Source organism: Peribacillus sp. TH14, from assembly GCF_016651145.1.
In the GTDB taxonomy this organism is placed as follows: domain Bacteria; phylum Bacillota; class Bacilli; order Bacillales; family DSM-1321; genus Peribacillus; species Peribacillus butanolivorans.
The window spans coordinates 4427300-4442069 of the sequence record NZ_JAEKEK010000001.1 but is presented as its reverse complement, the minus strand read 5'-3'; the positions used below and the strand labels follow the sequence as shown (position 1 = coordinate 4442069).

Sequence of the window (14770 nt, the reverse complement as noted above, 5' to 3'; positions counted from 1 at the left end):
CACGTTTGCTAATTTCTTAAGCTGATAATTGTGCGTTTGAATGGCGTATGTTCTGAATCATTCATACTTTTGCTATATAGCATTAAGTTAGTGGTCAGGGCATATACCGCAAATAAAAAAAGTAATAATCCAATAATGAGCGCCGACAGCTTCCATGCAATACTTTTCCTCTTTTTCAACCCCAGTCCCCCTGCATTATAAATCTAGATAGCACAACATTTGCCCATCTACAGTGGACTTTGTTTATTTTTCTTTAAAACCAAAAGACCGTGTAAATGCTCAGCGGAAACAGTTAGCCTTTTACACGGACATTTTTAATGCTATGGGGCTTAATAAACAGACAAAAGATTTCAATCTTGACTCAGCTGCCTATAATGAGAAAGCTTCTAGGAAATCTTCTGTCCTTATTTTTAATTGATTTAGCTCATATTTGTATTAACGCTGATATATTATAACTGATCCATATAAATAGTTTTTACTTGCGTGTAAAATTCAACTGCTGTTTTACCTTGTTCTCTAGGGCCATCGCTAGAACTTTTTACACCGCCAAATGGAACTTGAGGTTCAGCACCCGATGTTTCCGAATTGATATGAACCATTCCAGCTTCGATATCATCTACGAATTGCTGCGCCAAGCTCAAATTATTCGTACATACTGAAGCACTTAACCCAAACAAGGTGTCATTCGCAGCTTTTACCGCTTCATTGTAGTCTGTCACTTTCAGTAAAGTAACAACAGGGCCAAAGATTTCTTCACGTGCAATACGTGCGTCCTGAGAAGTAATTTCAAAGATGGCTGGCTGTACATAAAACCCTTTTGCCAATTCTTCTTGCTCAGGTACAGTTCCTCCATAAAGAAGGGTTGCTTCTTTTCTTCCTTCTTCTACCATAGTCAGCACAGTATCTTGCTGTGATTTAGAAACACATGGCCCCATAAAAGTCCCAGCATCTAGCGGGTTGCCTAGTTTTAGTGATTTCGTACGTTCTATCAAACGGTCACGGAACATTTCATACACATCTTCTTCAACAATGATACGGCTTGTTGCTGTGCACTTCTGCCCGGTTGAAATAAAAGCTCCTTTTATAGCAATATATACTGCTTTTTCAATATCCGCATCTTTTAAAACAACTAAAGGATTTTTTCCGCCCATTTCTAATTGAACTTTTTTCCCTGTCTTAATCGCCTGCTCTTTAATAGTTTCGCCTACTTGATTAGAACCAGTGAACGAAATGGCTTTAATATCTGGACTTTGAAGCAGTTCAGGACCAATAATGGATCCACGTCCAAATACACAATTCACTACACCTTTTGGCAAACCAGCTTCATGGAGAGCATTGACCAAATGATAGACCGATTTTGGCGTAAGGTCTGCTGGTTTAATGACAACTGTATTTCCATAAATTAAAGCAGGAGCCATTTTCCAAGTTGGAATTGCAATTGGAAAGTTCCACGATGTGATCAATCCAACCGGCCCCAGAGGTATTCTTTTGGTATAAATCATGGTACTTGCATTTACAGATGGAATAACTTGTCCGACTGCTTGTCTTGCTTCTCCAGCATAAAACTCTAAAATGCTGGCAGCCCGCATTGTTTCCCCAATGCCTTCAGCAATCGTTTTTCCTTCTTCACTCGATAAATCCCGACCAATCTCATGAGCTCTTGATTTAAGAATCTCAGCGGCTTTTGATAAATAAACCGCCCGCTGCTGTATAGACGTCTTCTTCCATTGTGGAAAAGCTTCTTTTGCTGCTTTTATCGATTCTTTTGCATCTTCTGCTGTGCTGGCTGGAAACTCACCGAGCAGTTCCCCATTATGTGGACTTCTGTTCTGTCCATACTGACCTGCAGAAGATTCAAGCCATTGGCCATTAATATAATTTTGATAGCGTGTTGTTCTATCTTGTAATTGGCTTTGTCCATCAGAAGATTGATTCAGTTGGTCTTTATAACTTTGATTAGCCATCGATTTCTCCCCTCACTATATCGAATTCGTTATTTTGATTCTCTAGCTACTTTTTCAATTGATTTTTCAAGGATAGAAAGACCACGTTCAAGCTGTTCTTCGGTAATGACAAGCGGTGGCAGGAAGCGAAGGACATTTCCATAAATTCCGGCACTTAAACTGATCAATCCGTTTACCTGCGTATCTGCTGCAATTTTTTTGGCTTCCTCCGCCGCCGGTTCTTTTGTTGAACGGTCTTTTACAAGCTCCATAGCAACCATTGAACCGAGTCCACGTACATCCCCAATTAACTCATATTTCTCCTGCCAGTTGCGAAACGTATTCAGCATACGTTCGCCAATTACCTGGGCACGCTCTACTAAGTTTTCTTCCTCAATCACATCTAAAACAGCTAAGCCTGCTGCACAAGCAATTGGGCTTCCAGAGAAGGTGCCGCCTAACTGTCCTGGATTTGGTACATCCATAATCTCTGCACGTCCTGTAATAGCACTTAGCGGCATTCCAGCTGCAATAGATTTTGAAAGAGTCGTAATATCAGCAGCTACGCCATAATGTTCCATTGCAAATAACTTTCCAGTCCGGCCAAAGCCTGTTTGAATCTCATCTGCAATCATTAAGATATTATGCTTGTCACAAATGCGACGGATTCCTTGAACAAAGTTCGCTGAAGGAACAACAAATCCACCCTCTCCTTGTAAAGGCTCCATGATAACAGCAGCAATATCCTCAGCTGAAACTTCTTCAATCATGAAGCGCTCAAAATAGCTAAGAGCCTCTGCATCTACTTCTTCTGTCTTCATTCCTTCTGCAGCACGATAATAGTATGGATAAGGAAGCTTATAAACTTCTGGAGCAAACGGCCCAAACCCCTGCTTATATGGATTTACTTTACTTGTTAATGACATGGTCATTAACGTACGGCCATGGTATCCTCGTTGAAAAGAAACAACTGCGCTTCGACCTGTCGCTTTGCGTGCAATTTTCACTGCATTTTCAACTGCTTCTGCACCACTGTTTGCGAACATTGTTTTCTTTTTAAAATCACCAGGTGTTTTTTCATTTAATTTTTCTGCTAATTCAACATAGCTTTCATATGGCATAACATGAAAACAGCTATGAATAGAATTGGCTGCTTGTACTTGTATAGCCTGCACTACTTTCGGATGGCAATGCCCTACATTCTGCATTCCAATACCACCTGCGAAATCAATCAGTTCATTTCCGTCAACATCCGTAACTAAAGCACCGTTAGCTGATTGAATATACAATGGTGTCACATTGTAGGGACCTGCCGCTACTGCATTGTGGCGTCGAGTATGTAAATTCTCGGATTTTGTAGTCAGCATGACTTTTTCTTCTTGGATCATTGCAAATCTCTCCTTTTCATCGTCTTACCTTTTAAGTGGGTTATCATGTTGTATATTTGCCGTTAATTCGAATATAGTCATAAGTAAAATCACAACCCCAAACGGTTGCTTGTGAGTTGCCTAAACCTAAAGAAACCTGTATATCAATGGTTTCTTGAAAAAAGTATTTTTTAAGCTCAGCTAAATTTATATTTTTAAGAGGCTTTCCCTTATAAACCTCCAAAGGGCCAAAGGATATAGAAACCTTATCTGGATCTATATTCTTTTCGCCTTCACATTTTCCAATTGCCATTGCTACTCTGCCCCAATTTGGATCAGCCCCGAATGCAGCCGTTTTAATTAACGGAGAATTCACAATACTTTTTGCGACTTGCTTGGCCTGAATAAAGTTTTCTGCATCAGTTACCGTTACTTCAAGCAACTTTGTTGCTCCTTCACCATCTTTTGCAATTTCTTTTGCAAGATCAACGGACATAGTCATTAAAGCATTTTCAAATTCTTGTAGATTCACCCGGCCGGCTAGCCCATTGGCCATAATAGCTGCTGTGTCACTGGTACTTGTGTCCGTGTCGATGCTTACCATATTAAAAGAATGATTTACAGACTTTCGAAATATCTCTGTAAGAATGGCAGATGGAATATCTGCATCGGTTACAAAATAAGCAAGTAAAGTCGCCATATTCGGTTCAATCATTCCAGACCCTTTTGCTATTCCAAGTAAAGTTGTATCCCCAATTTTGCATGCTCTAATCTTAGGAAAAGTATCAGTGGTCATAATCGCTTTTGCGGCTGTATCAAATCCGCCTGGTTTAAGTTTGTCCTTGATCTCTATGAGCCCGCTTCGAATTTTCTCCATAGGTAGCTGATGGCCGATAATGCCTGTTGAAGACGGCAGAATATTGCTAAATGGAATATTTAGGTCTTCTGATAGAACATGGATCATCTCTTTCACATTTGCAATACCTTGATCACCGGTGGCTACATTAGCATTTTTGCTGTTAACCATAAAACATTGAAGCACTCCATCGGCCACATTTTCTTTTCCAACCGAGATGGGAGAGCCACAGAAATGGTTTTGCGTAAAAACTGCTGCTGCTTTTGCAGGAACGTCAGAGTAAATTACTGTAAAGTCTAACGTTTGATCTTTAATCCCTAAATTAGTTGAATAAGTAGAGAATCCCCTAGGTGTTACGCTGGAGGAAATAGGCAAATACAATATTTTATTATCATCTTTGATGCTTCTCATTTTTATCCCCCTAAAGTAAAGAACACCATTGTTTATGAACAATTTTGTAAAGGATATATTTATTTTAATTTCATAACAATTCTTTTGTTCTGGAAACCATGGGTTTGCATAGTTCGATGATGAATTAATGGTAATTAACAACAAAATATTTTATTATGAACGGATAGATAAACAAGAAAAGCCTCATTTAGTTAAACGAGGCTTTTCACTGTCCCATAAGACTCGATACACGACTAAATTTATTTAGTTTTTATACCAGCCCACTGGTTCAACATTCAAATTAATATTAATCTGTTTTACTTCCATGAACTCATCTAAGCCAAATGTTCCAAGACCGCGTCCAATACCACTTTGTTTGTATCCTCCCCACGGAGCTTCATTGTAAGTAGGTCCGTAGTTGTTTACCCAAGTGATACCAGCACGCATTTTCTTAATGACACGAAGGCCTTTTGCACCGTCTTGAGTGAATACACCAGCAGCTAAACCAAATGCAGTTCCATTTGCCAATTCGATTGCTTCAGCTTCAGTTTTGAATTTTTGAACAACCAATACAGGGCCAAAAATTTCTTCTTGAACAATACGCATATCTGGATTAGTATCTACAAAAATAGTTGGCTCAACAAAGTACCCTTTATCAAATCCGTTTTCTGTAATACGGTTGCCGCCGCAAACAAGACGGGCACCTTCTTGTTTGCCGATTTCGATGTAGCTTAATACTTTCTCAAGGTGCTGCTTACTTACTAAAGGACCCATTTCAGTTTCACGGTCTTTCCCTTGGCCAACAACAATTTTTTGAGCACGTTCTACAAGGCGCTCAATAAATTCGTCATGAATGCTTTCTTCTAGCAGCAAGCGGGAACCTGCGGAACAAACTTCTCCCTGGTTAAAGAAGATTCCAATAAGTGTACAATCAATAGCTGTTTCAATGTCTGCATCAGCAAAAACAATATTCGGAGATTTACCGCCAAGTTCAAGTGAGATTTTCTTAATATTACCTGCTGCAGCTTTCATAATGTTCCGGCCTGTTTCCGTTCCGCCTGTGAACGAAACTTTGTCCACTAAATCACTTTCTGCCAATTCATTTCCTACAACACGGCCAGGACCCAAAACCATATTTGCTACACCTTTTGGAAGACCTACTTCTTCAAGGATTTCAAAAAGTTTCATAGCAGATACTGGTGTTACTTCAGAAGGTTTAAATACAATCGTGTTTCCAGCTGCAAGAGCAGGTGCAATTTTCCACACAGACATCAGTAGAGGAAAGTTCCAAGGTACGATTAAAGCACAAACTCCTACTGGTTCACGTACAACCATCGCTTGCATTGGATCAGCTACATGAAAGGTTTGTCCATCTGGCTGAGTAATCATGCCCGCATAGTAACGGAAACATGCAGCTGCGTCTGCTACGTCAATTTCTGATTCATTAAGGGGTTTCCCCTGATCCAGTGTTTCAAGAAGTGCGATTTCTTCTGCTTTTTCATCTAACTTGTCCGCAATAGCCCGCAGATATTGAGCACGTTCAACTGTTGGCAATTCAGACCATTCGCCAGAATCAAATGTACGTCGTGCTGCTCCAATTGCTTGGCGTGTTTCAGAAAGTCCCCCTGTAGGTGCTTTTGCAATTAGTTCTCCATTTGCTGGATTAATAATATCGTTTACCTTTCCATCTTCCGCTTGCACCCAATCACCATTAATATACATTTTTAAATTTAAAACTTCTGTCAAAACCGGCATTTAGCGACTCCCTTAATTTCTTTAAAATATTCAGCGACTTCGTCAGAAACTTGTCTGCCTTCCACTATTAATAATGCAATTGCTGTGCCAAAACTAAGTTATTTGAATTTTTTTAAAAAAAACGTCGGAAAATGTTCAAAAAGAGTTTATTTTTTAAATTTTCAGGAATAAATTTTGGTTAGTTTATAAATCTTTCAGAAATAAAAATTTCATTTCTGAAATTTTTTAACTTTTAATGAATATTCAAAGTTTACTTCTCACACTGAAGGACAGGTTTCAAAAAGGGAGCTACAAGAGGAATTGACAAGATAGAAAAATGAAGACATTATTGTATAAATGTTAAAGGCGCTTGTTGAGTGAAGAAATGTTTAGGGGGAGAATGTTTTGGAGTGCATCAAATAGAAAATGTTATAGCTGCAGCTAAGTATAGACATTTCACAAAAGCAGCCCAACAATAGGCTATATCTCAACCTGCTTTAAGCCGGTCTAATATGAATTTGGAACAGGAATTAAATGTTCAACTTTTTTATAGGGAAGGAAAAAATGTACGCCTAACAAAAGACGGAGAAATGTTTTAAAGAAAGCAAAGCAAGCTCAATCGCTTTTACTGGAAAGGATTGAAGAAATTCAAGAAAATATTTCACTCAAGGTGAAAATGACTATTTGCTGAACACGGTCGAAAGTAGACTAGCTGATATTTGTTTATCCTCACATCCAATTCATAAAAAACAAATTGAGTGGACCACCTTAAAAATTGAGCCCTTATATGTTGTGGTACCTGGTCACCACTGGCTTGCCATACGGTCTAAAGTTAAAGATCTTGAGGAGGAAGAATTTATTTGTTTTAAAAAAGGATATGGCTTGCGATACATATTTGATGAAATGTGTTATTTCTTCAGCCAATTATTTTGAAGGTGAAGAAACGGCAACAGTCGCCGGCCTTGTAGCAGAAGGATTAGGGATTGCTGTGCTGCCTAAAATTAGTGATATTCAAATGAGAGTCTTTCTTTTCTAGAAATCACAGTCTATTCTTGTCAAGAACCATTGTACTATCAACATTATCGGAAGAGCTTCTGTCCCCTATCGCAAAACACTTTAAAAAGTTTGTAATTGATTACTTTTACGATAATCAATCGTAATTAATTAGCGTGGAGACCTAAAAAAGATAAACGGCCCTCTTCCGGGCCGTTTATCTTTTTAAAAGAAATTCTAAAATACAATTTATAAAAACCTTTTATATAAGCTATTACAAACTCACAGGTTTCTGTGCTTGTTCTGTATTAACCGTTTTTGCTTGATAACGATCAGCTTCAAAAGAGAAAACGTACTTGGCGAACATATAATACGAAACAGAAGAAACAAAGAAAGTAGGTAAACCTGCAGTCATATATAGAAAGGCAATACTGGTATCCATAGTAAATGGATTATATAAAAGCCAATAACAAGCAGTGCCCACTACTAAACTAATAAATGCAGAAGGATTTATACCTTTCCAGTACTTATACATCCCGTACTGATCATATAAATACCTGACTGAAACACTTTGCTTTTTAACAAAAAAGAAATCCGTTACCACAATGCCCCCTAACACAGCAAGTATGTAAGAAACAAATGCTATGAATGTAGAATAAGCATCATAGAATGCTGGGGTTATCATTAGGATTACAGCCGGTAAAGAAGCTGCAATAGCCGTGCCCCATTTTTGCCTCGGAAAAATGGTTTTAAAACTAATTGCTTGGGAATAAATAAGAAAGACACTGGCGCTTATATTGCCAACCATTAATAGAATTAAGCCAATGAGGCCACCGGACACACCGCCAATTGCCAGCATCCACTCTGTAGGTTCTAATGATCCAACGACTATAGCGCTCAATGCTCCTAAAATTGCCGCAACATTCACTAAAACACCATAACTCCAAAAACCACCTGAGAAGGCAACCTTTTCATTCTTTGCAAGCCTGCTATACTGTCCAATGTAAAAAAGCCATGAGAAGCCAAGACCTACACTTAATTCCAAAGCAACAGCAACAGATTCGGCTTTAGATTCATAAGGTGCAGAAGGCTGAAGGGCAAACAGGTTGCTTAATCCTTCTTTATAAAACAATGCAATCAAAAGTCCAATTAAAAGCATTAAAATAGCAGGAACCCCTATCCAGTTTAGCCCCTTTATGGCTGAAGGTCCTTTATAAGCAATGAACGCTGCAATGAAGAAACTAGCAATAGCAAAAAAGGGAGCTCCTATACCTACTGATGCTAATGAATTTTGAATTCCTATCATCTCAGATACTTGTATAGCTGATTTTCCAGTCATAAAGCAAAATAGAGCAATAAATCCAAGCGTCATTAAAGTAAATAAGACGTAAGTAATATTAGTCCCTAAATACCCCAACGCGCTCCGGAATCCAATGAATGTATCCACACCATATCTGGCAAAAAAAACTGAAATAGGCATATATAATAGTATAGGAATAGCATTCCCTAATAAAATAACTGCAATAGCTTCCTTAGCATTGAGCAATGTACCAATATACCCGCCTGTTAGTATAAAAATAGACGAAAGTCCAATTCCAACTTGAATAAAAAGAAGATCCCAAAATCCAAATGTCCTTTCACTTTTCTTCACGGGCAAGAAACCAAAGGCTACTTCTTTTGCAATAGAAGAATTTTTACTATTCAATATATTTCCTCCGAATTTTCAGAATAGTCAAAAAAATTTACAGATATTTCATTTACATATTCTTTTACAATTACAAAATTGTGTAAATGAAATTAATGATAATTACTATAGAGATCAAGATTGGAATAGTTGCATCAGTTAAACGCATTTTTTCAACGAATAGTTTATTATTATCCAGCTCTTCAATACGTATGTCAAGTTCTTGAAACATCTCCCTAATAATAGGGTCGGCAGATTGCCTATTCTCTTGAATATAGTCTGGCTTATGCAAATTAATCCCCCTCTTTTTTATGAACATTTTATACTTAATTGTTTTAAAAAGCACAAATAATAAAGTTCTCCTAATTCTTACATAATTCTTATTAGGAGAACTTCTTTAGATAGTCTTTATATGTTTAGAGGCAGATTAAACAGTTAAAGGTTTAATACCAGTTTTTCCTTTTTGGCACGTGAAATACAAGTTAAGATCGTACAGTTAGATTTTTTCTCTTCATCTTTATAGAATAAATCTCGATGATCTACTTCTCCTTCTAATACTTCAACTTCACAACTTCCACAACCACCAACACCGCAAGAATAAGGAGCATCAATCCCGTGACTAAGCAGTGATTCTAATAGAGTTTTACCCTCTGGAACGTGAATTGTTTCATTGCTGCTCTGAAGTACTACTTTGAACGCCTGTTGTATTCCAGTTTCTGGCGGGCTAAATAGTTCATAATGAATACTTTTAGAAGGAAAGCCATACGAAGCAGCAGCTTGAGCATATTGTGTAACCATGGAGGTAGGTCCACAAAAGTAGACATGGCTTCCTATTTTATGATTCAACATAAATTCAGCACTCATTCTTCCAGAGTTTTCGTCCTGCGAAAAGTAGAAGTTACACTGATCGGGGTAATTTTGTGTTATAAAATCATAAAACGCACATTGCTCTTGAGATCGAGCAGCATAATGAAGTTGGAATGATTTGCCCTCTTCTTTTAGATCAGCCATCATTGTTAAAAATGGTGTGATACCAATCCCTGCTGCATAAAACACATGGTGGGTTGCCCTAGAACTAAGTGGAAAGTGATTCTTTGGATAACTGATTTCCAGCTGATCTCCCTCCTGGACTTTATCATTCCAATACACTGAGCCACCCCGGGATGCATCATCACGACGGATAGCAATTGAGTAATAATCTCTCTGGAAGGGGTTACTAGTTAAAGAATAATGACGCTCAATTGTTTCGTCTCCATTTTTAATAATTGTTTTGATATGGGCCCCCCCTGCAAATCGCGGCAGAGATTTCCCATTCACTGGATGCAAAACAAATGTCTTAATAAAATCTGTCTCTCGTTCAATTTTATCTACATACATTTTAATCAGCGTTTCCTTGCTCATCCTTACTGTCACCTCAATTAGTTAGTTTTTGCAAAGCCAAGGTATCCCTTGCGAAGTTTTGAGTATTCATGAGTTACTACCAAAACTGTATTGCAGTTTGAGCAAACTACGTTTTCTTCGTTATCTTTTAAAGTCAAGTTATAGCATTTTGCACAAAAAACATATTCTGTTTTTTCGCCTAACCCATGTACTTGAATCTCTTCTTCGCTATAGCCGCAATCGAGAGCCAAGGAGAATAAATATTCTGCTGTCTTCCAGCTGCTTGCGATATAGAGCTGAGTGCCCATATATTGTTCTTTCAACAATTGTTTGATATTTCTTTCATCAAAAATATTCAATTCTTTTACCGATTCAAATGACAAGGGTGTGTCAGTATCGGACAAAATCTCCTTATAATTTTTTATAAGATGTACTTCATAAGGAGTTTCGATAGATTCTAAGGCGCCGATAAATAATGGTTGAATATAAGATAAACCCTCATTGTCTGAAAAAATAAGACATTTCCTTTTAGCAGGATTTACTTTAAATCGTCCTTTTACTACACTTCTTGAATTTTCCAGCATTAGCCCATCACCTTTCCTTTCCAATCATTTAGCAGCATATGCCCAAGGCTTTATTTGTATAAATCGTTGCCCTTTAGTTTTTTACTTTTATCTCTTCAACCAAATTTTTCAAATATTCCACTGACTGTGAAAGAAATGGAGCAATACCTTTGTATTCAGCCATAAATTCAGGAATGTCTGATAAAACATTGTATGTCATATTTAACCACTCAGGTTTTTTTGCTAAATCTTCTAAAGGAAGAAACTGTGTATTCAGTACAAACATAATAGCGTTGGAGCGTGGAAGACGATAAAATTTTTGCTCTTCCACTCGTAGATGTACAAGCTTTCCGGCGTTTTCATTTGTTACCTTATAGCGATCAGGTCCCCATACATCAATATTTTCTAAATAAACATCAAAGTTATCCGCCATCAGGTTCCAGTTAATCCGCATCCATGGTTTTCCTGCCTCAACACGTAAAAGAAAGTCACGAATTCTTTCTACAATATTTACACCATTTTTATTGACGAGAGGAACTGGATTGTGAATTTCTAGAAAAGACATACCTAGATTCCAATGTACTGAAAAAAGTGCAGCATATGCGATTTGTCCAGCTTCAAGGAAAAGATCTCCATCACGCTGTTGAACTAATAGGAAGTCATTATGAAAGTGTCGGCCAATAAAGTCTAAAGGCTCACATGGAAGACTTTCTGTTTCTCCAAGTACGAATGTTTCTTCTTCATTTAAAATGTGATTGGTAAATGTCCACTTGGCTCCCTCTTTCTTCAAGCTGAATTGATCAGGGTAAGCTTCAACAGTTTGTTCAATAAAGAATTCAAGCCATTCCCATTGAGCATCGATAGATTGAGGGAGGGATTGAAAACGTCTTTCTGGCTGCTCTCGCAAAAACTTTCTTTTTCTTTCGATATGTTCTTTGTATTCTGGCGTTATTTCGGCACATACATCACTCTCAAGAGGCTTTAAATCATTAGAATACCGATAGCTGTCTGAAGTGAAAGGGAATGGAAATTGTTCTAGATTAGTACTTTTCATTGGTTACTTCCTCCTTAAAAATCCTAGATTTATTTATAGATAGACCAGTCAAAAACTGATGTAATCTTTACACTTAATAAATAAATGCAATATCTATGCCAAGGTTAAGGAAATGTAATTTTTTTTAAAATTTCATAAAAAATTCAGTTTCTTTTTGATGATTTAGTGAATTTTTATCTCCGAACATTTATTACTTTTCCTAAAAAACCATAGAGAAAGCCCTTTCAAATTTCACTATTGAAATTTACGTACTTTTCTTGAATTCCTAATCACATTACAACAATGAAAAGAGACTATTTACTTGCAATGGATATTGATATTACTAAAAAAAGAGGTAGGTATAAACTTTTCTCCGTCAAGTTTTACTATTTTTGATTCCCACATATAAAAGCGACCGGGAATAATCTCCTGGTTGCTTTTATGTTTTTTAAATAACAGTAGCTATTTCTGATTTTATTTATTCCTAAACCCTATCCTTATTTAAGACGGGGGCATTACCACTGACTTCTAAGAGATGTCTATTAACGTGATATTTAATCATCATTACTTTCTTTTAGACAAAATTCACTCCTCAATCATACCTTCTTTCAGAGCTTTTTTATAATTGGTTCGGGATCCGTTTAAAGGCTGAGTTGTTGGTAATTGTATTGAAAAGCATGTTCCTTGGTCTATTTTACTCTCTACACTGATATTGCCATCCATCCCCTTTATTATACTGTAAGAGACCATTAAGCCTAGGCCTGTTCCTTTTTCTTTTGTTGTAAAATATGGTTCCCCTAGTCTGTCAATTTGTTCTTGTTTCATTCCTCTTCCTGCATCACAGATATTAATGAAAATTTCTGATTGGTGGTGACTACTTACTCTTATACGAAGTACTCCGCCATCAGGCATGGCTTCAATACTATTTTTTATAATATTTATCAGGCATTGTTGGAACTTTTTTCTTTCACCAAGCACAATTTGATTTATATCTTCCTTTTCAGGCATGATGATTTGGACTGCATTCATATTAGCCAAAGGCATTACCACTTTCACGGCCTGTTGAATCTCCTTTATTGCCTCTATCGGCTCCTTTTGTTCAATGGCTGGTTTAGCAAACATTAGATAATCATTTATAATCTCTGCAGCACGATCTAATTCTTTTAATGCGATATCAAGATAACCTTTTTGGGTAGCAGCATCTACCTGATTATACAACATTTGCATAAATCCTTTTGTTACTGTGAGAGGGTTTCGTACTTCATGAGAAATACTGGCTGCAAGATGACTCACAATTTCTAACTTTTCAGACTTCCTTAACAGTTCTTCAGTTCTTTTTTTCCTTGTGATGTCTTGGTAAACACCAAAAGTTCCTCCTATTTGATCACCGTTCCAAACCGGAACAAAGGTTACAGTATAATCTATTTTGCTATCATCTTCACACTCGATACAAACATCAAAATTTTGTGAAATCCCTTCAATTGCCCGCTGAAAATAAATTGTATTTGCCTGTTCTTTTAACGTAAGTGTTATAATTGGACAACCCGAATTTATATAACTTAATTCAGCATTGTTTATTTGAAGAATTTCTCCATTTACATCGTATAAAACTACTGTATCTGGATGGTTTTCAAATAAAGACCGGTATCGTTGTTCACTAGCTAGTAACTTAGATTTCGTTTCTTCTAACTCGTAAGTCCTTAGATAAACTTTTTCTTCTAAACTTTGATTTAAATCGTTTAGTTGGTTATTTTTCAAGGAAAGCTCAAGAGTCCTTTTCTTTACTTTTTCTTCTAGCGTTTGATTTATTATTCTTAACTTCTTAAATAACCATTCGTTTTCCCATAAGGTAACAATTTGTCTTGTGAGTATAAGAATTAAAGTAATAAGGAGACCAATGAAAATACTCAATATTTCATTTTTGTTTATTATAGAAAAGCTAATTAATACAACCACGCCTATATAAGGAAATACAATCTTACTAATATTAAAAAGCTTTGTATTTTCTTTTTGGGTATTTACCTGATCGGTTTTGTCATCAAAAAAGCTAGAAATTCCAATAAGTAAGATACATGCACTCCAGATTGGTTCCATCAATGAAAAAGAATGATACTTATCCAGCATTTCTTGGTAAAGATAAATGGAGTTACAAATAGCGTATCCAATCATTCCACTTATATTTAATAGCAATACACGGGAAGAAAAACAGTTTCTATAAGTGAGAAGAATTAATATGATACTTGCAATAACGCCTAAGTGAGCAACATAATATCCTACCGAAAGAATTATTCCAAAAATAACCACAGTTTCATCAATTATGAAGAGCTTTACAAAATAAGTCCAACTAATAGTTATAAAAACAGTCATTACAATCCCTACATCAAAAAATAACTGTAATATATGGTATTTCTCACTCTTCTCGTACACTTTGTAAAGTAAAGATACAGAATAACATAGCAAACTTACAATCCAAAATAAATAAACCCATTTGAGAAATCTATCATTTTCTCCTATATACGTGGTTCCAAAACTCCAAATTATTTCTGCTATTAAGTAATTAAAACAACTCACTAATACTGTAGTCCAAAAAACTTTCATATCACCAGAAAGTTTTTTTATATTACCAAGAATGAATAAAATGGCGAGAAGGGGCGCTACAACACAAAAAAGGACTCTCACCGTACTATCTTCCCCGTTCTGATGAGCAAATTCTAATATCCAGATAAAGTACATTAATAAATAGGCAAATGAAAGGCCTATAGCAAGTTCTCTTATATGTTTTATTTGAAACATGTTGTTCCCCCCCTTTTTCGATCCAGCAAGTTAT

At 36.6% G+C, this 14770-nt stretch carries 13 protein-coding genes; 3 read left to right on the top strand and 10 right to left on the bottom strand.

Annotation, left to right across the window (positions count from 1 at the left end):
* Nucleotides 1-449: 449 nt before the first annotated feature.
* The 4 genes from JFU50_RS21660 to JFU50_RS21645 all read right to left on the bottom strand — a co-directional run bounded on the left by JFU50_RS21660 (nt 450) and on the right by JFU50_RS21645 (nt 6311).
* Nucleotides 450-1964: an aldehyde dehydrogenase family protein gene (locus JFU50_RS21660; protein ID WP_201224070.1), complete on the bottom strand. Its 1515-nt coding sequence runs from the start codon at nt 1962-1964 to the stop codon at nt 450-452.
* A gap of 29 nt (nt 1965-1993) precedes the next feature.
* Nucleotides 1994-3331: a 4-aminobutyrate--2-oxoglutarate transaminase gene (gabT, locus tag JFU50_RS21655; RefSeq protein WP_201224069.1), complete on the bottom strand. Its 1338-nt coding sequence runs from the start codon at nt 3329-3331 to the stop codon at nt 1994-1996.
* Nucleotides 3332-3374: 43 nt separating this feature from the next.
* Nucleotides 3375-4577, bottom strand: coding sequence for a bifunctional glutamate N-acetyltransferase/amino-acid acetyltransferase ArgJ (argJ, locus tag JFU50_RS21650; protein WP_201224067.1), 1203 nt, complete (start codon nt 4575-4577; stop codon nt 3375-3377).
* 243 nt (nt 4578-4820) lie between these two features.
* Entirely contained in the window at nt 4821-6311 is a 1491-nt protein-coding gene (locus tag JFU50_RS21645) for an aldehyde dehydrogenase family protein (RefSeq protein WP_242489075.1), read from the bottom strand.
* A 461-nt stretch (nt 6312-6772) separates the two neighbouring features.
* Between JFU50_RS21645 and JFU50_RS30885 the strand changes: the two genes are divergently transcribed.
* The 3 genes from JFU50_RS30885 to JFU50_RS30875 all read left to right on the top strand — a co-directional run bounded on the left by JFU50_RS30885 (nt 6773) and on the right by JFU50_RS30875 (nt 7326).
* The gene (locus JFU50_RS30885) at nt 6773-6889 is read left to right on the top strand and encodes a helix-turn-helix domain-containing protein (protein WP_342366359.1); all 117 of its coding nucleotides are present in this window, start codon (nt 6773-6775) and stop codon (nt 6887-6889) included.
* A gap of 85 nt (nt 6890-6974) precedes the next feature.
* The gene (locus tag JFU50_RS30880; protein WP_242489074.1) at nt 6975-7223 is read left to right on the top strand and encodes a LysR substrate-binding domain-containing protein; all 249 of its coding nucleotides are present in this window, start codon (nt 6975-6977) and stop codon (nt 7221-7223) included.
* Nucleotides 7168-7326: a hypothetical protein gene (locus JFU50_RS30875; protein ID WP_242489162.1), complete on the top strand. Its 159-nt coding sequence runs from the start codon at nt 7168-7170 to the stop codon at nt 7324-7326. The genes JFU50_RS30880 and JFU50_RS30875 overlap by 56 nt, the downstream gene beginning before the upstream one ends.
* A gap of 231 nt (nt 7327-7557) precedes the next feature.
* On the opposite strand, the gene JFU50_RS21635 is transcribed toward JFU50_RS30875, so the two are convergent.
* The 6 genes from JFU50_RS21635 to JFU50_RS21610 form a co-directional block, all read right to left on the bottom strand.
* A complete protein-coding gene (locus JFU50_RS21635) occupies nt 7558-8988 on the bottom strand; it encodes a purine-cytosine permease family protein (RefSeq protein ID WP_201224066.1) in 1431 nt (476 codons plus the stop codon).
* Between the two features lie 70 nt (nt 8989-9058).
* Nucleotides 9059-9259, bottom strand: coding sequence for a hypothetical protein (locus JFU50_RS21630; RefSeq protein WP_201224065.1), 201 nt, complete (start codon nt 9257-9259; stop codon nt 9059-9061).
* Nucleotides 9260-9402: 143 nt separating this feature from the next.
* On the bottom strand, nt 9403-10368 hold the full coding sequence (locus tag JFU50_RS21625) for a PDR/VanB family oxidoreductase (RefSeq protein ID WP_242489073.1): 966 nt from the start codon (nt 10366-10368) through the stop codon (nt 9403-9405).
* 17 nt (nt 10369-10385) lie between these two features.
* A complete protein-coding gene (locus tag JFU50_RS21620) occupies nt 10386-10931 on the bottom strand; it encodes a hypothetical protein (RefSeq protein WP_201224064.1) in 546 nt (181 codons plus the stop codon).
* 73 nt (nt 10932-11004) lie between these two features.
* Nucleotides 11005-11964, bottom strand: coding sequence for a heme-dependent oxidative N-demethylase family protein (locus JFU50_RS21615; RefSeq protein ID WP_201224063.1), 960 nt, complete (start codon nt 11962-11964; stop codon nt 11005-11007).
* A 564-nt stretch (nt 11965-12528) separates the two neighbouring features.
* Nucleotides 12529-14736: a DUF4084 domain-containing protein gene (locus tag JFU50_RS21610; RefSeq protein WP_201224062.1), complete on the bottom strand. Its 2208-nt coding sequence runs from the start codon at nt 14734-14736 to the stop codon at nt 12529-12531.
* Nucleotides 14737-14770 lie beyond the last annotated feature (34 nt).

Excerpts from the sequence above, each read along its gene's own strand:
- gabT (WP_201224069.1), bottom strand. The coding sequence starts at position 3,331 with ATGATCCAAGAAGAAAAAGTCATGCTGACTACAAAATCCGAGAATTTA.
- JFU50_RS21610 (WP_201224062.1), bottom strand. The coding sequence starts at position 14,736 with ATGTTTCAAATAAAACATATAAGAGAACTTGCTATAGGCCTTTCATTT.
- JFU50_RS30875 (WP_242489162.1), top strand. The coding sequence starts at position 7,168 with ATGGCTTGCGATACATATTTGATGAAATGTGTTATTTCTTCAGCCAAT.
- JFU50_RS21645 (WP_242489075.1), bottom strand. The coding sequence starts at position 6,311 with ATGCCGGTTTTGACAGAAGTTTTAAATTTAAAAATGTATATTAATGGT.
- JFU50_RS21620 (WP_201224064.1), bottom strand. The coding sequence starts at position 10,931 with ATGCTGGAAAATTCAAGAAGTGTAGTAAAAGGACGATTTAAAGTAAAT.
- JFU50_RS21660 (WP_201224070.1), bottom strand. The coding sequence starts at position 1,964 with ATGGCTAATCAAAGTTATAAAGACCAACTGAATCAATCTTCTGATGGA.
- argJ (WP_201224067.1), bottom strand. The coding sequence starts at position 4,577 with ATGAGAAGCATCAAAGATGATAATAAAATATTGTATTTGCCTATTTCC.
- JFU50_RS21625 (WP_242489073.1), bottom strand. The coding sequence starts at position 10,368 with ATGAGCAAGGAAACGCTGATTAAAATGTATGTAGATAAAATTGAACGA.
- JFU50_RS21615 (WP_201224063.1), bottom strand. The coding sequence starts at position 11,964 with ATGAAAAGTACTAATCTAGAACAATTTCCATTCCCTTTCACTTCAGAC.